Annotated in this window: 15 protein-coding genes; 10 read left to right on the top strand and 5 right to left on the bottom strand. The window is 64.4% G+C overall.

Going from position 1 to position 17048, the window contains the following annotated elements; all coding sequences use genetic code 11:
* Positions 1-4: 4 nt before the first annotated feature.
* The 3 genes from SynWH8101_RS03600 to SynWH8101_RS03610 are packed head-to-tail and all read right to left on the bottom strand — an operon-like array spanning position 5 to position 1634.
* Complete coding sequence (locus SynWH8101_RS03600; protein WP_130128592.1) at positions 5-604, bottom strand: superoxide dismutase; 600 nt, start codon at positions 602-604, stop codon at positions 5-7.
* A 26-nt stretch (positions 605-630) separates the two neighbouring features.
* On the bottom strand, positions 631-1266 hold the full coding sequence (locus SynWH8101_RS03605; RefSeq protein WP_130128593.1) for an FKBP-type peptidyl-prolyl cis-trans isomerase: 636 nt from the start codon (positions 1264-1266) through the stop codon (positions 631-633).
* A gap of 38 nt (positions 1267-1304) precedes the next feature.
* On the bottom strand, positions 1305-1634 hold the full coding sequence (locus SynWH8101_RS03610; RefSeq protein WP_130128594.1) for a phasin family protein: 330 nt from the start codon (positions 1632-1634) through the stop codon (positions 1305-1307).
* Positions 1635-1688: 54 nt separating this feature from the next.
* On the opposite strand from SynWH8101_RS03610, the gene SynWH8101_RS03615 reads away from it, so the two are divergent.
* Positions 1689-3242 (top strand): apolipoprotein N-acyltransferase, encoded by a 1554-nt coding sequence (locus tag SynWH8101_RS03615; protein WP_130128595.1) that lies wholly within the window; start codon positions 1689-1691, stop codon positions 3240-3242.
* On the opposite strand, the gene mnmA is transcribed toward SynWH8101_RS03615, so the two are convergent.
* Positions 3136-4323 carry a tRNA 2-thiouridine(34) synthase MnmA gene (gene mnmA / locus SynWH8101_RS03620; RefSeq protein ID WP_130128596.1) on the bottom strand — a complete coding sequence of 396 codons (1188 nt, stop codon included), beginning with the start codon at positions 4321-4323 and terminating at the stop codon, positions 3136-3138. The two genes, SynWH8101_RS03615 and mnmA, sit on opposite strands and share 107 nt — an antisense overlap.
* Before the next feature lie 99 nt (positions 4324-4422).
* Here mnmA and SynWH8101_RS03625 point away from each other — a divergent pair, with 99 nt between their 5' ends.
* Positions 4423-5931, top strand: a complete 1509-nt coding sequence (locus SynWH8101_RS03625) for an NAD(P)H-hydrate dehydratase (RefSeq protein ID WP_254428037.1) — start codon at positions 4423-4425, stop codon at positions 5929-5931.
* A 166-nt stretch (positions 5932-6097) separates the two neighbouring features.
* The gene (locus SynWH8101_RS03630; RefSeq protein ID WP_130128598.1) at positions 6098-7036 is read left to right on the top strand and encodes an RpoD/SigA family RNA polymerase sigma factor; all 939 of its coding nucleotides are present in this window, start codon (positions 6098-6100) and stop codon (positions 7034-7036) included.
* A 3-nt stretch (positions 7037-7039) separates the two neighbouring features.
* Here SynWH8101_RS03630 and pdhA read toward each other — a convergent pair whose 3' ends face one another.
* A complete protein-coding gene (gene pdhA / locus SynWH8101_RS03635; RefSeq protein ID WP_130128599.1) occupies positions 7040-8131 on the bottom strand; it encodes a pyruvate dehydrogenase (acetyl-transferring) E1 component subunit alpha in 1092 nt (363 codons plus the stop codon).
* Between the two features lie 47 nt (positions 8132-8178).
* Between pdhA and SynWH8101_RS03640 the strand changes: the two genes are divergently transcribed.
* From SynWH8101_RS03640 to SynWH8101_RS03670, 7 genes are all read left to right on the top strand, one after another.
* A complete protein-coding gene (locus SynWH8101_RS03640) occupies positions 8179-10218 on the top strand; it encodes an ARC6/PARC6 family protein (RefSeq protein ID WP_130128600.1) in 2040 nt (679 codons plus the stop codon).
* A 96-nt stretch (positions 10219-10314) separates the two neighbouring features.
* Complete coding sequence (gene ffh, locus SynWH8101_RS03645) at positions 10315-11808, top strand: signal recognition particle protein (RefSeq protein WP_130128601.1); 1494 nt, start codon at positions 10315-10317, stop codon at positions 11806-11808.
* Between the two features lie 78 nt (positions 11809-11886).
* Complete coding sequence (gene rpsP / locus SynWH8101_RS03650) at positions 11887-12303, top strand: 30S ribosomal protein S16 (protein WP_130128602.1); 417 nt, start codon at positions 11887-11889, stop codon at positions 12301-12303.
* A 6-nt stretch (positions 12304-12309) separates the two neighbouring features.
* The gene (locus SynWH8101_RS03655; protein ID WP_130128603.1) at positions 12310-13296 is read left to right on the top strand and encodes a PhoH family protein; all 987 of its coding nucleotides are present in this window, start codon (positions 12310-12312) and stop codon (positions 13294-13296) included.
* Between the two features lie 76 nt (positions 13297-13372).
* Positions 13373-14107 carry a Bax inhibitor-1 family protein gene (locus tag SynWH8101_RS03660; RefSeq protein ID WP_130128604.1) on the top strand — a complete coding sequence of 245 codons (735 nt, stop codon included), beginning with the start codon at positions 13373-13375 and terminating at the stop codon, positions 14105-14107.
* A 148-nt stretch (positions 14108-14255) separates the two neighbouring features.
* Positions 14256-15665 carry a sugar porter family MFS transporter gene (locus SynWH8101_RS03665; protein WP_130128605.1) on the top strand — a complete coding sequence of 470 codons (1410 nt, stop codon included), beginning with the start codon at positions 14256-14258 and terminating at the stop codon, positions 15663-15665.
* Positions 15666-15670: 5 nt separating this feature from the next.
* Positions 15671-17038: a carbohydrate porin gene (locus SynWH8101_RS03670; protein WP_130128606.1), complete on the top strand. Its 1368-nt coding sequence runs from the start codon at positions 15671-15673 to the stop codon at positions 17036-17038.
* The last annotated feature ends 10 nt before the right edge of the window (positions 17039-17048 follow it).

The raw sequence follows: 17048 nt of genomic DNA on the forward strand, positions 1-17048 counted from the left end.
GGAATCAGGCGGCGGCCAGATTGGCGGCCACGAAATCCCAGTTCACCAACTTGTCGAGATAGGTGCTGATGTAATCGGGACGGCGATTCTGGTAGTCGAGGTAGTAAGCGTGCTCCCACACATCCATGGTGAGCAGGGCCTTCTGACCATGGGCCAGGGGCAGGTCGGCGTTGGCGGTTTTGGTGATCTTCAGGCTGCCGTTGTCGAGCACCAGCCAGGCCCAGCCGCTGCCGAACTGCGTGGCACCAGCGGCCTTGAACTGCTCGACAAAAGCGTCGTAGCTGCCGAAGTCGGCGTTGATCTTTTCAAGCAGGGCACCGCTGGGCTGGCCACCGCCACCGGGCTTCATGCATTGCCAGTAGAAGCTGTGGTTCCACACCTGAGCGGCATTGTTGAACACACCGGCCTTGCTGGAATCACCGGCCACGGCGGTGATGACCTCCTCAAGGCTCTTGCCGTCAAGATCGGTGCCTTCAATCGCCTTGTTCAGATTGGTGACGTAGGCGTTGTGGTGTTTGCCGTGGTGGAACTCCAGCGTCGAGCGGGAGATGTGCGGCTCGAGGGCATCGAGGGCGTAAGGCAGGGCAGGAAGGGTATGGGCCATGGGAAGGTCATCCGGGCGGCGGGATCCTAACGGCCCTTCACCTCCAGCAGCTCCACATCGAAAATCAGGGTGGCGTTGGGAGGAATCACGCCACCGGCACCGCGGCTGCCGTAGCCGAGATCGGGGGGGATCACGAGCTTGCGCTTGCCACCCACCTGCATGCCCTGCACGCCTTCATCCCAACCTTTGATCACCCGGCCGGCGCCGAGAGGGAAACTGAAAGGGGTGCCGCGGTCGTAGCTGGCATCAAATTGCGAACCGTCTTCGAGGGTGCCGCGGTAGTGCACAACCACGGTGTCGCCTGGGCTCGCCTCGGCTCCGGTGCCCACGACCACATCGGTGATGCGCAGGCCGCTGGCCGTGAGTCGGGATTTCTCCACATCCATCGGGCCGCCGAGGGCGGAGGCATCAGCCTGGGCGATGTCGGCAGGCTGGGTCTGGTCAGCAGCCATGGCAAAAAGGGTGGGGTTGGGGTCATCTGGATCGAGCTCCATCGGCGCCGAAGCCGATGCACCGCTGGTGGCGATGGCCGGGGCTGTGAGGCTGGTGCTTGAGGCACCGGGGGCGGCGGCAACCACTGTGGAGGGTGCCACGATCTGGCTGATCAGGGCCACCATCAGGCAGGCCACACAGACGGCGGAGCTGATCAGAATGTCGCGCACGACGGCTTTTAAGGAACGTGAGCCTGATTGTGGCAGGTTCACTCCTGACGGTCGCGTTGGCGCAGCTGTTGCTCCAGGCGATCGATGCGGCCGCGCAGTTCATCCATTTCCTTCTGGCTGGCCAGGCCGAGATCCTGAAGAAGATTGTCGCGGTTCCGCTCCAGGTTGCGGCCCATCTGCTGTTCGAGCTCAGGCGTCTCACCTCGGAGCGCCTTGAGCACATCGTCCACCAGGGCGGAGGCATGGGAGGGATCCAGCCGGCCGCTGCTCACCCACTCCTGGGTGACATAACGGAGGCGATCCGCCACCAGTGTGGTGGTGCCAAGGCCACGCAGCAGCAGCTGCTGAAGGGGGTTGGCGCTCTCCATGGCACATCCTGGTCCGGGTTGACTTCAGGATGGCGATCCCCCTCTCCGTTGACCATGGGCGATGACCGATCCATGGCTGTTCTTCAGGCGGCCAGCGGTGGTGTGTTGGCGGGCCTGGCCCTCAGCCTCCATGGCGGTTGGTGGCTCGGGGGGCCGCTCTGGATGACGCCGGCCCTGGCCCTGCTCTGGTCGGTGCTGCGGCAGCCATTCGCAGCGGCGCTCTGGGGCGTGGTGGCCGTCCTAGTCAGCCATCGCTGGCTGCTTGCGCTCCATCCGCTCACCTGGATCGGTGTGCCCGCCCCCCTCAGCCTGCCGGTGGCGATGCTGATCTGGTTGCTGTGCGGTCTCGCGGCTGGGGTGCTGGTGGGGCTCTGGGCCTGGCTGGCGACGCTCACTGGACGCAGGAGCTGGTCGGCCGCTCTTCTGCTTGCTGGTTGCTGGGGGCTGGCGGAGGTCGCTTTGGCGCGAACGCCCCTGTTCTGGATTGGCGTGGGCGGCTCGCTGCTGCCAGCCGATCCCTGGCTGGCGGGTCTGGCGCGCTGGCTCGGTGCCGGCGGCCTGGCGGCCCTGTTGCTGCTGCTGGGGTGGTGGCTCTGGCGTCTGGTGCGACTGGTGCAGCTGCGGGCCAGGGGGCAGCGATCCACCCTGCTCGTGGGGCTGGTGCTGCTGGTGCTGGCCCATTGGCTGGGTGGATGGGGGAACCGGAGGGTGCCCACGGCCCAACCGGCGCTGAGCGCTCCTCACCCGGCCGCACCCTGGCACGTCGCCTTGTGGCAGCCGGCGATTCCCACCCGGGAGAAATTCCTTGCCGAGCAGCAGCTCCGCCTGCCGGCCCGGCTCGACGCGGCGCTGGTGGAGGCGGCGCGGGCACAGGCGGACTGGTTGGTGGTGCCCGAGGGCACCTTGCCCCTGCAGGGACGCCTGCAGGAGCCAGCTCCCCTTCCCCTGCTCACGGGGGGTTTCCGTTGGCACCGCGGCCGGCAACGCAGTGCCCTGTTGCTGATCCCTGCCGGCGAGCGTCAGCCGAGCGATTCGATCGACAAGCATCGCCTTGTGCCCCTTGGGGAGTGGGTGCCGTCCTGGCTTGGAGCCGGTCCGGGCTTGTCGGCGGTGGGGGGCCTGGAGCCCGGGGAGCCTTCGCGCCTCTGGCGTTGGAACGGGCCACCGGTAGCGGTGGCGATCTGCTACGAGATCAGCAATGGTGCGGCCCTGGCCAGGGCCGTGGCCGATGGTGCCCAATGGCTGCTCACGATCGCCAACCTGGACCCCTATCCCGTGTTGCTGCAACGCCAGTTCCTGGCCTTGGCCCAACTGCGCAGCGTCGAAACCGCCCGACCCCTGCTCAGCGCTGCCAACACCGGACCCACCGCAACAGTGGCGGCCACAGGAGAGGTCCGCTGGTTGCTGCCTTCCGGAGCGGCGGCGGTGGCGATCGCGCCCCTGGTTCCCGCCGATGGATTCAGTGCCTACGTGCGTTGGCGCGAGGCACCTCTGATTGGGCTCACCCTGCTGGCGGCGCTGCTGGTGCTGAGGCAGCGTCTCGCTGGATCAGGCCCCCGCCCAGCAGCCGTTCCCCCGCGTAGAACACCGCCGCCTGACCCGGGGTGATCGAAAACTGTGGCTCCGCAAAGTCGAGCCGACAGCGGTGGGGGCGACCCGCCGCCGCATCGGTTGCTTGGGCCGGCAAGGGGGTCAGGCGTGCCGCAACAGCACCGCTGCGGTAGCGCACTTGCACCTCCACATCGATCGGATGCTTCGGCTCAGGGATCGACACCCAGTTCACGGCGCCCACCTCCGCGCCGGCGCGGGCCGCATCGCGGCGCGGAGCCACCACGACGCGATTCAGGGCGCCATCCAGTTGGACCACGTGCAAGGGCTCACTCCAGGCCACCCCAAGGCCCTTGCGCTGGCCGATGGTGAAATGTTCGATCCCATCGTGCTCGCCCACCACGGTGCCATCGCGCAGCACGATTTCTCCCTGACGTGGCGCCAGGTAGGTGTCGAGAAAGGCCCGCATCGAGCCGTGGTGATCCGCCAGGCAGAGGTCCTGGCTCTCCGTTTTCTTGGCGGTGCGGAGGCCGTGACGAGCCGCTTCGAGGCGGGTGTCGCTCTTGGTGAGTTCCCCCAGCGGAAATACCAGTCGGCCGAGCGCCTCCTGGGGTAGGTCGTAGAGGAAATAGCTCTGGTCTTTGTGGCTGTCGCAGCCGCGCAGCAATTGGTGGCGTCCGTTGTCGCTCTGGGCGCCATGGCGGATGCGGGCGTAGTGGCCCGTGGCGATGCGCTCAATGCCTCGCTCATCGAGAGCCCACTGCAGCATCGGGCCGAATTTCACCTCCCGGTTGCAGCGGGAGCAGGGCAGCGGTGTGATGCCCTCGCCATACCCCTGCACGAGGAAATCGACGATCTGCTCCTTGAAATGGGAACGGAAATCCACCACGTGGTGGGGAATGCCCAGTTGGTCGCAGATCCCGGCCGCATCCACCAGCCCTTCGGCGCAGCAGGCTCCCTTGCCGCTCATCAGCCAGAGGGTGAGCCCTTCCACCTGCCAGCCCGCCTCCACGAGCAGAGCCGCCGTCAGGGAGCTGTCGACCCCACCGGATAGGCCCACAGCCACCCGATGCTCGCCCGGCCAGCAGTGCAGCTTGGCGAGGGCCTGATGCCCTGCTTCGGTGACCGGAGCTGAACCCATGGGCGATGGCACTGGATCTCTCCATAGTGAGGTTCCGCCTGCCCGTTCGTGACCTGGCCCCGTCCCGATGCTGCCCACTGGCTGGTGAGGTGCGAGCTGATGGCAGCCCTCGAACAGGACTGGTTGGCCAGTGGTCTGCCGGTGCCGTCCTTGATGGAAAAGGTGGGGCTAGCGATGGCCGCCTGGCTGCTCGAGCGCCCCACGTGGCTGAGCGCAGGGGTGCTGGTGCTGGTGGGGCCCGGTCATAACGGCGGCGATGGTTTGGTGGTGGCCCGGGAATTGGCCCAGGTCGGTGTGGCGGTGCGGCTCTGGCTGCCGTTGCCGATTCGTGCGCCTCTCACGCAGCAACACCTGGACCATGCCCGCTGGCTTGGGATCCCCGTCCTGGAGTCGGTTCCCGATCCCGCCGATCCCGCCCTCTGGATCGAGGCCCTTTTCGGTCTTGGCCAGAGTCGGCCTCTGCCGCAGGCGCTGGCTTCCCTGCTGCGCCAGCGGCAGCAGCAGCGACCCCACCAGCTCGTGAGCCTGGATCTCCCTGCCGGCCTGGATGGTGATCACGGCCACGCCCTCAATGGTGAGGCGGCGGTGGCGCGGGCCACCCTCACGGTGGCCTTGATCAAGGAGGGGTTGGTGCAGGATGCGGCCCTGGAGCATGTGGGCGAGCTACATCGCATCGATGTCGGCTGGCCCGATCGCTTGATGCCTGATCCGTCCACCCCCCTGCTGCTCGGGGTGAGACCGGACGATCTTGAAGACCTCGTCTGGCCCCAACCGCCTTGTTCGGCGATGAAATACCAGCGGGGTCGGGTGCTGGTGATCGCTGGCAGTGATCGCTATCGCGGCGCGACGCTTCTGGCGCTCAGGGGTGCGCTGGCCAGCGGTGTGGGCAGCATTCAGGCGGTGGTGCCAGAGACGGTGGCGCAGGCGCTGTGGCAAGTGTTACCGGAAGTGGTGCTGGCTGGAGCTGCAGGCCCTGACGCTGAGGTTGGGCGGCTCTGGCCCGAGACCGTCGCAGAGCTCGACCTGAGTCGTTTTGACGCGGTGTTGCTCGGGCCGGGGCTGGGCCCTGGTTCTGCTGACTGGGATCGGGCCGCGGCTCCCCTGCTGGCCTTTTCAGGCGTTCTCGTGCTCGATGCCGATGGCCTGAATCAGCTCGCTGCATCGCAAGGGGGTTGGCGTTGGTTGACGCAGCGGCAGGGACCCACCTGGCTCACGCCCCATGCCGCGGAATTCCAGCGTCTTTTCCCCACCCTTTTGCTGTCGTCTCCCGTCGCGGCAGCCCGGGAGGCCGCCACCTGCAGCGGTGCCGTGCTGGTGCTCAAAGGTGCGCACAGCGTGATCGCCGCGCCGGATGGCAGCGCCAGGCAGTTGCTCCATACCGATCCCCATGTCGCCCGCACCGGCCTGGGGGATGTGTTGGCTGGATTCGCGGCTGGCTGGGCGGCGCAGCGACCGGCCATGACCTGGGGGGCGGAAGCGCTGGCGGCAGCGGTGGCGCTGCATGCGGAGGCGGCGCGCCGTTGCAGGGTGTCGAGTACTGCTGGAGATGTGGCCCAGGCCTTGGCCAAGCTGTGCCGACGGCAACAACGGCAAGCCGGACGAGAGTGATTCGCTGGAGATTTCATGCGGAAACCGCAATCTCCCTGAGGCTTGGGGGGTCGCTCAGGCGCTTCTGTGTCGTTTTCCTTTCATGAATCTGAAGGGTTGCTGAAAACACATCGCCGTTCCGATTTTTCATAAGACAGTTTTGCCACGAACTGTGCGGCAGACATCCATGGCATCCCTGGCGGCTGGTCTTGCTGAGTCCCAGCGTCGTCGGAGTAGTGACCCGATCAGTTGGTATCTGGCGACGATTGGCAGGATTCCTTTGCTCACCCCCGCTGAGGAAATCGAGCTCGGCAATCAGGTGCAGGAAATGATGCGTCTCACTGAAGACGGCACTCTGGCGCCGGATCATGACAGCTTCAGCTCCCATGATCGCCGCATGATCCGCGTCGGCAAACGCGCCAAAGAGCGGATGATGAAAGCCAACCTTCGCCTTGTGGTGAGTGTTGCGAAGAAATATCAAGGCAAAGGATTGGAGTTGCTGGATCTCATCCAGGAGGGATCCCTTGGCTTGGAGCGTGCGGTTGAAAAATTCGATCCCACCCGCGGCTACAAGTTTTCCACCTACGCCTTCTGGTGGATTCGCCAGAGCATGACCCGGGCGATTGCCTGTCAGTCGCGCACGATTCGCCTGCCGGTGCATCTGAGCGAACGCCTCACCACGATTCGCAAGGTCAGCCTCGATCTCGCCCACAAGCTCGGTGCCATGCCCAGCCGGGTGGAGATCGCCGAGGCGATGGACATGCCTCTGGATGAGCTGGATGCCTTGTTAAGACAGGCGCTCACCACCAGCAGCCTCGATGCTCCGGTGAATGGAGAGGAGGGGCGCAGTTTTCTGGGGGATCTGATCGCGGACACGTCGTACGACGAGCCCCTCGACAAGGTGGAGCAGAGCATCCATCACGAACAGCTCGGTCGCTGGCTCAGCCACCTCAGCGAACAGGAGCAGTATGTGCTCGGACTGCGCTTCGGCCTCAATGGCAATGAGCGCCACACCCTGGCTGAGATCGGTCGTCTGATGGAGGTTTCACGGGAGCGGGTGCGTCAGGTGGAGCTCAAGGCTCTGCGCAAACTGCGCAATCTCACCCGCAGAATGCCGAGCCTCTGAGGCTCAGTCCTCAGCCCAGATGTAACGGGTGAGCTCGGCCCCGTCGGGTTCGGGCGCGGCGAGAGCGAAGTCAACGCAGTCCTGCACTTCGGCATCGATCTCTTTTTCGATCGCGCGTAGGTCGTCGCTGGTCACCAAACCGGCAGCCACCAGGTCGCGTTCCAGAGCTTTGAGAGGGTCCCGCTGGGCCCAGAACTGTTTCTCTGCTTCCGCCCGCAGCTCGTCGGGGTCGGCGAGGGAGTGGCCGCGGAAGCGGTAGGTGAGGCACTCCAGCAGGGTGGGGCCTTCTCCGGCCCGGGCCCGCTCAAGGGCCCGTTGCGTGGCGGCGCGCACCGCCAGCACATCCATGCCATCCACTTCTTCGCCGGCCATGCCGAAGGCTGCGGCCTTGCGCCAGATCTCCGGGTCGCTGGTGGCTCGGTCATGGGCCATGCCGATGGCCCACTTGTTGTTCTCCACCACAAAAAGGATCGGCAGCTTCCAGAGCTGGGCCATGTTCAGGCATTCAAAGAATTGGCCGTTGTTGCAGGTGCCATCACCGAAGAAAGCGGCTGTGACGGCATTGCTGGAGGCGTCACCCAGGGCATCGCGCTTGTAGCGACTCGTGAATGCGGAGCCGAGCGCCACGGGAATCCCCTCCCCGATGAAGGCGAAGCCACCGAGAAGGTGATGCTGCTTGGAGAAGAGGTGCATGGAGCCACCACGCCCCTTGCTGCAGCCGGTTGCCTTGCCGAAGAGCTCACTCATCACCTCCCGGGCTGGCACACCGGCACTGAGGGCATGCACGTGGTCGCGATAGGTGCTGCAGAACCAGTCGTGCTGACGCTTCATGGCGCCGATCACCCCGGTGCTGACAGCCTCCTGGCCGTTGTAGAGGTGCACGAAGCCGAACATCTTGCCCCGGTAATACATCTCGGCGCACTTGTCTTCGAAGCGCCTGCCCAGGGTCATGTCGCGATACAGCGCCAGGCCTGTGTCTCGATCAACCTCGGCCCGCTGGGCCGTCACCAGCGACGACAACCGCTCGGCATGGGGCCCTGCCAAGGAGGCTGTCGCGGTCGTCGGATCGCTGTTCACTGCGATGTTCTGACTCATCCCCAGGCCCGTATCGATGCGCAACTTTAAGGGGCAGCCCACATCCAATGGGCAAAAACCCTGACACTGCCTACAGTCTGCAGCCAACAGCACCGGTGCCGGTGGATTTGCCGATCGATCATTTCCGTCTGCTCGGTGTCAGTCCGTCGGCGGAATCCGAAACGATCCTGCGCACGCTCCAGCTGAGGATCGATCGCTCTCCCGATCAGGGATTCACCCACGAGGGTCTGCAGCAACGCGCCGATCTCCTCCGCCTCTCTGCCGATCTGCTCACCGATCCCACCCGGCGTCGCGACTATGAGGCGGCGCTCATGGAACTCGGGCGGGACCACCCTGGCGAAACCGCTGGCCTGGAAGTGGCGTCGAGTCGTGAAGTGGGCGGACTGATCCTTTTGTGGGAGGCCAACGCCCCCCATGAGGCGTTTCAGTTGGCGTGCCAGGCCCTGCAGCCCCCACAGGCTCCTGCCCTGGGCAGTGGCCGTGAGGCCGATCTCGCCCTGCTTGCGGCCCTCGCTTCCCGGGCAGCCGCCGAGCAGGATCAGGAGCAGCGCCGCTATGAATCAGCTGCCGGGCTGCTGGGGGAGGGGCTTCAGCTGCTGCAAAGGGTCGGCAAATTGCCGGATCAACGCCTGGTGTTGGAGCAGCGCCTCGAGCAACTCAAGCCCTACCGCATTCTCGATCTACTCAGTCGCGATCTGTCCGAACAACAGGCCAGGAGCGAGGGGCTCGATCTTCTCGATCAGCTGGTTCAAGACCGGGGAGGCCTGGAAGGCCTGGATCAGGGCGAGATCGGCCTCAGCCAGGGGGAGTTTGAACTGTTTTTCCAGCAGATCCGCCGTTTCCTCACCGTGCAGGAGCAGATCGATCTGTTTGAGCGCTGGCAGGGGCTGGGGTCGAGCGATGCCGCCTTCCTGGCGGTGATGGCGTTCTCCGCCGCCGGCTTCTCCCGCCGCAAGCCCGAGCGTCTCGATGAAGCGCGTCAGCGGCTGCGTGATCTCCCCCTGGAGGGTCTCGACACCCATCCGCTTCAGGCCTGTCTGGATCTGCTGCTGGGCGATGTGGATCACGCCATGACCCAGATGCGGGCGAGTGCCGATTCTGAGTTGCAGACCTGGCTCAAGCGCCACCCCGGCGATGATCTGGCGGCACTCTGCGATTACTGCCGCTCCTGGTTGCGTCGGGATGTGCTGCCCGGCTACCGCGACGTGGATGCCGATGCGGTGGATCTGGAGGCCTGGTTCGCGGATCGCGATGTGCAGGCATTTGTGGAACGCCTGGAGAGGGTTCAGGGTCGACGGCTCCCCGAGCCGGCGGAGACCTGGTCACCGACCGATCCCTATCCCGCCTTCCCCCTCGATCCTGACGGCACGCTTCCCCTGGCGATCCCCTCACCCCCCAACGCCTCTCCTAGCGCTGAGAGCGATCGTGGCGCTGAGGTTGATGGAGAGGCGCCGCCGTCCTGGCGCGAGCGCTTGCCACTCGATCGGTTCAGCCCTGCCCGCTTCCAGGTCGGCCGACCCTGGCTGTTGGGATCCGTGGTGTTTGTTCTGCTGGTGGCGGTAGCAGCGGCCTTTGCCCTGGTGGGGTTGCGGCGTGAATCGGAGTCGGAGTCGCCACCGACACCGCCGCCATCCACGCCCGTGCAGGCCAGATTGAAGCCGGAGGCGGATCCGGCCCCAGCTTCCCTGAAGCCACTCGAGGCGGACGCCCCCAGTGAGGCCCAGCTGCAGACCCTGTTGCAGGCGTGGCTTGATCGCAAGGCACGCGTGTTGGCTGGGAGCTCCCAGGCCGACGCCCAGCTGGAAACGGTGGCCAGGGATGGCCTGATTCAACAGCTCAAGGCTGAACGCCAGGCTGATGCGGCGGCAGGTGCCCGCCAGACCGTGAAGGCGACCATCACGTCAGTGGAGGTGGTCAGTCGCTCCCCGCAGAGGATTGAATTGCGGGCCCGGGTGGCTTACAGCGATCAGCGCCTGGATGCCGATGGAAAAGTGATTGAACGCACGCCTCCCACCACTCTCCCGGTCACGTACATCCTCGGACGCGATGGCCGCGCCTGGCGCCTGCACGCTTACATCACCGGCTGAATTTCACTCTGGTGGACCGAATCGGTTGGAGGGGGATGCCGGTCGGTTGAAGGCGGCTTTTTACGATCGGAGCTGCGTCTTCCAGGATCCCCTTCCATGTTCGATGAGCTGTCAGCCCGCTTTGAAGATGCGGTCAAGGGGCTGAGGGGCCAGGACAAGATCTCTGAAACCAATGTGGAGGGTGCCCTCAAGGAGGTGCGCCGTGCCCTCCTTGAGGCGGACGTGAGCCTGCCGGTGGTGAAGGACTTCGTCGCAGAGGTGGGCCAGAAGGCAGTGGGCGCCGACGTGGTGCGCGGCATCAGCCCGGATCAGAAGTTCATCCAGGTGGTTCACGATCAACTGGTGGAGGTGATGGGGGGCGGCAACGCGCCGCTCGCCCGGGCGGAGCAGGCGCCCACGGTGGTGCTGATGGCGGGCCTGCAGGGAGCTGGTAAAACCACGGCCACCGCCAAGCTGGGCCTCTACCTCAAGGATCAGGGCCGCCGGGCCTTGATGGTCGGTGCCGATGTGTATCGCCCTGCTGCCATCGATCAGCTCAGAACCCTCGGGGAGCAGATCGGCGTGGAGGTGTTCAGCCTCGGTGCGGAGGCGAAGCCGGAAGAGATCGCCAGTGCCGGTCTGGCCAAGGCCAGGGAGGAGGGGTTCGACACCCTGTTGGTGGACACCGCTGGCCGGCTCCAGATCGACCAATCGATGATGGAGGAGATGGTGCGGATCCGTTCCGCCGTGCAGCCCGATGAGGTGCTGCTGGTGGTGGATTCGATGATCGGCCAGGAGGCGGCCGAGCTCACCCGGGCCTTCCATGAGCAGGTGGGGATCACCGGTGCGGTGCTCACCAAACTCGATGGCGACTCCCGTGGCGGCGCCGCCCTGTCGATCCGCAAGGTGAGTGGTCAGCCGATCAAGTTCATCGGCACCGGCGAGAAGGTGGAAGCGCTGCAGCCCTTCCATCCGGAACGGATGGCCAGCCGGATTCTGGGCATGGGGGATGTGCTCACCCTGGTGGAGAAAGCCCAGAAGGAGGTGGAGCTGGCCGATGTGGAGAAGATGCAGAAGAAGTTGCAGGAGGCGTCCTTCGACTTCTCCGACTTCCTGCAGCAGATGCGTCTGATCAAGCGCATGGGCTCCCTCGGCGGCTTGATGAAGATGATCCCGGGCATGAACAAGCTCGATGACGGCATGCTCAAACAGGGTGAGCAGCAGTTGAAGAAGATCGAGGCGATGATCGGCTCGATGACCGTCGCCGAGCGTCAGCAGCCGGAATTGCTCGCGGCCCAACCCTCGCGTCGGCGCCGGATCGCTTCCGGCAGCGGCCATTCCCCCGCCGACGTGGACAAGGTGCTGGCCGACTTCCAGAAGATGCGCGGCTTCATGCAGCAGATGACCCGAGGTGGCGGCATGCCGGGCATGCCTGGGATGGGGGGATTCCCTGGCATGGGGGGATTTCCGGGGATGGGTGGTCCCGGCGGCGGCATGCCTGGCATGGGGGGCATGGGGGGCATGGGGGGCATGGGAGCCCGTGGCGGTCGTGGTGGTCCGCCCCGCCGTCAGCGCCCGGCCAAGAAGAAAAAAGGCTTCGGAGAGCTCTGACGGGTCGCAGGGTATGGTGGCTGTTTGGCGCGCGATTCAGCATCAGCGCCGACGTCCACCCATCCACGCAGCGCCACGATGATCAAGCTCCGCCTGAAGCGGTTCGGTAAGAAGCGGGAAGCGAGCTTCCGCCTTGTGGCCTGCAACAGCACGTCACGCCGTGATGGACGGCCTCTCCAGGAGCTCGGGTTCTACAACCCCCGCACCAAGGAGACCCGTCTCGATACGGAGGGACTGCGTGCCCGCCTCAGCCAGGGAGCCCAGCCCACCGATGCGGTGCGCTCCCTGCTGGAAAAAGGTGGGTTGATCGAGGCCAAGGTGCGCCCGGCCGAGATCGTCGGCAAGGCCAAGCAGGCGGCAGCCCGTGAAGCGGCAGCCAAGCAGGCTGCCAAAGAAGCGGCTGAAGCCAAGGCAGCAGCTGAAGCCGAAGCCAAAGCCGCCGCTGAGGAGGCGGCCACCGGCGATGCCGAAGGCGGTGAGAGCGCCGAGGCCTGATTGTTGATGTCCGAAGCTGCCGCATCGGGCCGCTTCGTTGTTGATCTCCCCCACCCCGAGGCGGCGCTGGCCCTTTCAGGCCCCTCGGAACAGATCCTGCGTCAGCTGGAGGCCCTCACCGGTGTCTCCCTGGTGATGCGGGGTCTTCAACTGGACATCACCGGACGGCCCAGTCAGCTCGAACGTGCTGCAGCTGTGGTGGAGCTGTTGCGGTCGTTTTGGCAAGAGGGCGATGCGATCTCGACGGTGGACCTGCAGACGGCGCTTCAGGCACTCGATACGAACCGCCGTCAGGACCATCAGGCGATGGGGCAGCAGGTGCTGGCGCGCTCCCAACGGGGGCAGCTGCTGCGGCCGCGCACCCTGCGCCAGAAGACCTACGTCGAGGCGATGGAGCGCCACGATCTCACCTTTGCGCTAGGCCCTGCTGGCACCGGCAAGACCTTCCTGGCCACCGTGTTGGCGGTGCGCATGCTCAGTGAACGCAAGGTGGAGCGACTGATCCTCACCCGGCCGGCGGTGGAGGCCGGCGAGCGTCTCGGTTTTCTCCCCGGGGATCTGCAGCAGAAGGTGGACCCCTACCTGCGCCCCCTCTATGACGCCTTGCATGCCTTGATGGGGCCGGAAAAAACGGCGGCGCTGCTCGAGAAAGGCGTGATTGAGGTGGCGCCTCTGGCTTACATGCGCGGCCGCACCCTGGCGGAATCCTTCGTGATTCTCGATGAGGCGCAGAACACCACCCCTGCGCAGATGCGCATGGTGCTCACCCGTCTGGGCGAGCGTTCCCGCATGGTCGTGACCGGCGACATCACCCAGGTGGATCTGCCTCCAGGGCAGCTAAGCGGCCTGGTGGAGGCGGCTGAGGTGCTGGATGGTGTTGAAGGCGTGGCGGTGTGTCGCCTCACCGCTGCCGATGTGGTGCGCCATCCCTTGGTGCAGCGGGTGGTGGAGGCCTACGCCCGTCGTGACAAGGGCCGCACCCGGCGCGGATGAGGGGATCCGCACCGTTGCCGCCAGCGCCGCTCTGTCAGGACTGGCAGAGTACGTAAGTCATGTGATCTGGGGCGCCATGCCAGCCAGCAGCAATTTCCAGGAAGCGATCCGCGAGGCCCAGTCGAGTGCCCTCGTCGGCCCCAATGTGGTGAACAAGGCCTTGCCCTATGTGGGGGGTGGCATGGTGCTCACCGCCGGTGGCGTGTTGGGTGGGATGGCCACCATGGCCTCGATCGGTTTCCAGGCGTTCAACACGATCTCCCTGATCGCGATCATCCCCTGGTTCATCCTTTTCTTCGTGGCTCAGAACGCCGCGAACAAGGCCAACAACGGCACGGCGCTGCCGCTGATGGCCACCTTCAGTCTGCTCACAGGATTCACACTCACCGGCCTGGTGGTGCAGGCGATTGCCGTGGCGGGTGCCGCTTCGATCGGCATCGCCGCGCTGGCCACCGGCATCACCTTCGCGGTGGCTTCGGTGGCCAGTCGTCGCATGAGCGACAGCGTCGGTCAGGCCCTCAGCGCCGTGGTCGGCCTCGGTCTGATCGGTCTGGTGATCGCCATGCTGGGCATTTTTGTTGCCGGCTTCTTCGTGCCCGGCATCTTTGCGGCCACCAACCTGGCCATCGCAGGCTTCGGCACGGTGTTGTTCGTTGGCATGGCGTTTGTCGACTTCTACACCATGCCCCGCACCTACCGGGATGACCAATACCTGGCTGGTGCTCTGGGGATGTATCTCACTTACATCAACCTGTTCATCTTCATCCTCCGTTTGATCATCGCCCTGCAAGGCGGCGGCCGCCGCGACTGATCGCCACCACCGCTGGCTTGGGCACCCCTCGGGTTGCCCTCCGCGTCAGACCCCGGTCGCCAGGCCGGGGTTTTCCGTTTCAGGCTGTGACAGCACCCAGACGAAACCAGGTTGGCTCGCTGGATTAGGAGCGCTTAGTGACAAGTGGATGGCCTCCAGTCTTCAGCGCCGCGAAGCCGATCAGCGGATGCAATTCATCCTGAGGCTTGCGATTGCGGCGGCCTTAGGCGGCTTCCTTTTCGGGTATGACACGGCGGTCATCAATGGGGCCGTGTCTTCGATTCAGGCCACGTTCAACGCCTCGGCCGTGGGACTCGGTCTGGCGGTGTCTTCAGCCTTGCTCGGTTCTGCCGCGGGTGCTCTCGGTGCGGGCTGGCTTGCGGATCGCATCGGTCGCCGGCGCAGCATGTGGCTTGCGGCGGTGCTCTTCATCGCCAGTGCGGTGGGGTCCGCCCTGGCACCGACGCTGCGCGATCTGGTGATCTGGCGTGTGATCGGTGGTGTGGCCGTTGGCTTTGCCAGTGTGCTGGCGCCGGCTTACATCGCTGAGATTTCTCCTGCCAATTTGCGGGGGCGCACCGGTTCGTTGCAGCAGTTGGCGATTGTGGTGGGGATTTTTATCGCGCTTCTGTTTGATTACGTGATCGTGCTGGCCACGGTGGATCAGGAGCCGCTCTCCAGTGTGGGCCCGCTGCCGGCCTGGCGCTGGATGTTGATGTCTGAGTTAATCCCGGCGCTGTTATACGGCGGCATGGTGCTGCGGATTCCCGAAAGCCCTCGCTATCTGGTTCAGATCGGTTGCATTGAGCATGCCCGTGAGGTGATCCTCAAGACCCTGGGTGAACCTACCCAGGAGGTGATTGATCGCATTCAGGCCAGCCTCGGCCATCGCAATGGTGGACAGATTCAGGATCTGTTCTCGAAGCGTTCTCTGCTTCTACCGGTGGTGTGGACCGGCGTGTTGTTGGCGATATTTCAGCAATTCGTTGGCATCAATGTGATCTTCTATTACTCCAGCTCTCTCTGGAAGGCCGTGGGATTCAGCACCACGGATAGCCTCAGCATCACGGTGGTGACCTCAATTACCAATGTGGTCACGACGTTCCTAGCGATTGCCACGATTGATCGACTCGGGCGGCGGCCCCTGCTGTTGGTTGGTTCTGTGGTGATCACGATCAGCCTGGGATTGATGAGCTGGACGTTTGCCGGCGCTCCGATTGTGAACGGCGAACCCCAGTTGACCGGCGCCGCCTCGTTGGTGGCCCTGATTTCGGCGAACGTGTTTGTGTTTGCCTTCGGTTTCTCCTGGGGGCCGGTGATGTGGGTGCTCTTGGGTGAGATGTTCAGCAATCGCATCCGCGCCCTGGCCCTGGGGCTCTCCGCCACCGTGAACTGGCTGGCCAATTTCCTCATTTCCACCACCTTCCCCGTGTTGCTCCAGTCATCGGGGCCTGCGCTCGCCTATGGCTTGTATGCCACAGCTGCAGCGATCTCCTTCTTCTTTGTGCTGTTCATGGTGCGGGAAACGAAGGGACGTGAGCTGGAAGACATGGCCTGATCGTGATGTCAAAATCACAGCCACGTCGGCCCCAACGCTGGGCCTCTCTCCTGGCTCTGATCCTCGCCATGGGGGCACCATGGGCTGCTGCAGCGCCCAGCCTCGCTGAGGAGGTGGATGCATCAGAGTCAGCCAAGGAAACGATTGACAACACTCCCCAGCCCTGGCTGCAGAACTGGCTGGATATGCCCGACTGGATGGCGATCTCCCTGGGATACGTCAATGAAATCAACGGCAATCCATCCGGTGGCTTGCAGCAAACGGCTACCTACACCCACAACATCTCGCTCAACACGAGCTATTCCAGCGGCTACACACGACCCGTTGATCAGTGGGGCGAATTTGATCACTGGAAACTGGTGGCCAATCTGTCGCAGCGTTCTGGCACCAGCTTGTCGCAGAAGATTCCCAATGCATTGGCTGTGCAGCAGATCTTTGGCTATGGCCAGACTTTTCGTCTGGCGGGCCTTTGGGTGGAGCGCGGTCAGCAAGAGAGCGGTTTGCTCACTCTCAAGCTGGGCAAGATGGCTACGTTTGATGATTTCGCCTCGTCGCCGTTGTATTGCTACTACACCAACAATGGCTTCTGCGGGCAGATCTGGGGCATTCCCAATTCTTTGCCCGTCGCCGCCTATCCGGCCAACCATTATGGGGCTGTTGTGCATGTGGGTGATCGCAAGCGCGGCACGCTGCGCTATGGCCTTTATCAGATCAATCCCGAGGGATTTGAACCCGGATATCACGGTGCCGACTTTCAGATCAGCTCCTCCAATGGCCTGGCTCAGTTTTTGCAACTCGATATCCCCTTCGCCCCGGCTGGCACGATTCCCTTGAAGTGGATGGCCGATGGCCGCTTGCAGCGCGTGCCGGAGGATGAGAAAGATCTTGATTATGTGTCCGGTTTGCCGGCTCCCGGTTTGCAGCTTGGTGGTTGGTTGGGGAGCTGGGATTTCCCTCTGTTGGAGAACAGTGCGCTGACCGCGTCTCAGAACAATGGGGTGTATGGCCTGGTGGCGGTGCCGCTGACGCTCGGGGGGCTGGCTTTGGATGGTCGTCTCTGGGCCAACCTGGCCTATGGCTTCAACCCTGATGTGCAGACCATTCCCGTGAACTATGCCGGTGGCTGGGTAGGGAAGGGCGTGTTTCGCAATCGACCGAATGACGCTCTGGTGATCGGGTTTTCCCATGCCGGTTGGAGTCCGGACATGCCCACGCCACAGGTGTGGGAGTCGGTGATCGAATTGGGGTATCAGGTCGCGATCGGCACCAATGCTTCGATTCAGCCCAACCTCCAATACGTGTTCAATCCCAGTGGCACCGGTGCGGTGCCCGATGCGTTCGTGTTGGGGGTGCAGATGACGTTGTTGTTCTGATCTGGCTGGA

Origin of the sequence: Synechococcus sp. WH 8101 (genome assembly GCF_004209775.1) — a bacterium.
GTDB lineage: Bacteria > Cyanobacteriota > Cyanobacteriia > PCC-6307 > Cyanobiaceae > Synechococcus_C.

What these genes read in the sequence shown, in the direction of transcription:
- SynWH8101_RS03600 (WP_130128592.1), bottom strand. Translation starts at nt 604, where the DNA reads ATGGCCCATACCCTTCCTGCCCTGCCTTACGCCCTCGATGCCCTCGAG.
- SynWH8101_RS03610 (WP_130128594.1), bottom strand. Translation starts at nt 1,634, where the DNA reads ATGGAGAGCGCCAACCCCCTTCAGCAGCTGCTGCTGCGTGGCCTTGGC.
- SynWH8101_RS03615 (WP_130128595.1), top strand. Translation starts at nt 1,689, where the DNA reads ATGGGCGATGACCGATCCATGGCTGTTCTTCAGGCGGCCAGCGGTGGT.
- mnmA (WP_130128596.1), bottom strand. Translation starts at nt 4,323, where the DNA reads ATGGGTTCAGCTCCGGTCACCGAAGCAGGGCATCAGGCCCTCGCCAAG.
- SynWH8101_RS03625 (WP_254428037.1), top strand. Translation starts at nt 4,423, where the DNA reads ATGGCAGCCCTCGAACAGGACTGGTTGGCCAGTGGTCTGCCGGTGCCG.
- SynWH8101_RS03630 (WP_130128598.1), top strand. Translation starts at nt 6,098, where the DNA reads ATGGCATCCCTGGCGGCTGGTCTTGCTGAGTCCCAGCGTCGTCGGAGT.
- pdhA (WP_130128599.1), bottom strand. Translation starts at nt 8,131, where the DNA reads ATGAGTCAGAACATCGCAGTGAACAGCGATCCGACGACCGCGACAGCC.
- SynWH8101_RS03640 (WP_130128600.1), top strand. Translation starts at nt 8,179, where the DNA reads ATGGGCAAAAACCCTGACACTGCCTACAGTCTGCAGCCAACAGCACCG.
- ffh (WP_130128601.1), top strand. Translation starts at nt 10,315, where the DNA reads ATGTTCGATGAGCTGTCAGCCCGCTTTGAAGATGCGGTCAAGGGGCTG.
- rpsP (WP_130128602.1), top strand. Translation starts at nt 11,887, where the DNA reads ATGATCAAGCTCCGCCTGAAGCGGTTCGGTAAGAAGCGGGAAGCGAGC.
- SynWH8101_RS03655 (WP_130128603.1), top strand. Translation starts at nt 12,310, where the DNA reads ATGTCCGAAGCTGCCGCATCGGGCCGCTTCGTTGTTGATCTCCCCCAC.
- SynWH8101_RS03660 (WP_130128604.1), top strand. Translation starts at nt 13,373, where the DNA reads ATGCCAGCCAGCAGCAATTTCCAGGAAGCGATCCGCGAGGCCCAGTCG.
- SynWH8101_RS03665 (WP_130128605.1), top strand. Translation starts at nt 14,256, where the DNA reads ATGGCCTCCAGTCTTCAGCGCCGCGAAGCCGATCAGCGGATGCAATTC.
- SynWH8101_RS03670 (WP_130128606.1), top strand. Translation starts at nt 15,671, where the DNA reads ATGTCAAAATCACAGCCACGTCGGCCCCAACGCTGGGCCTCTCTCCTG.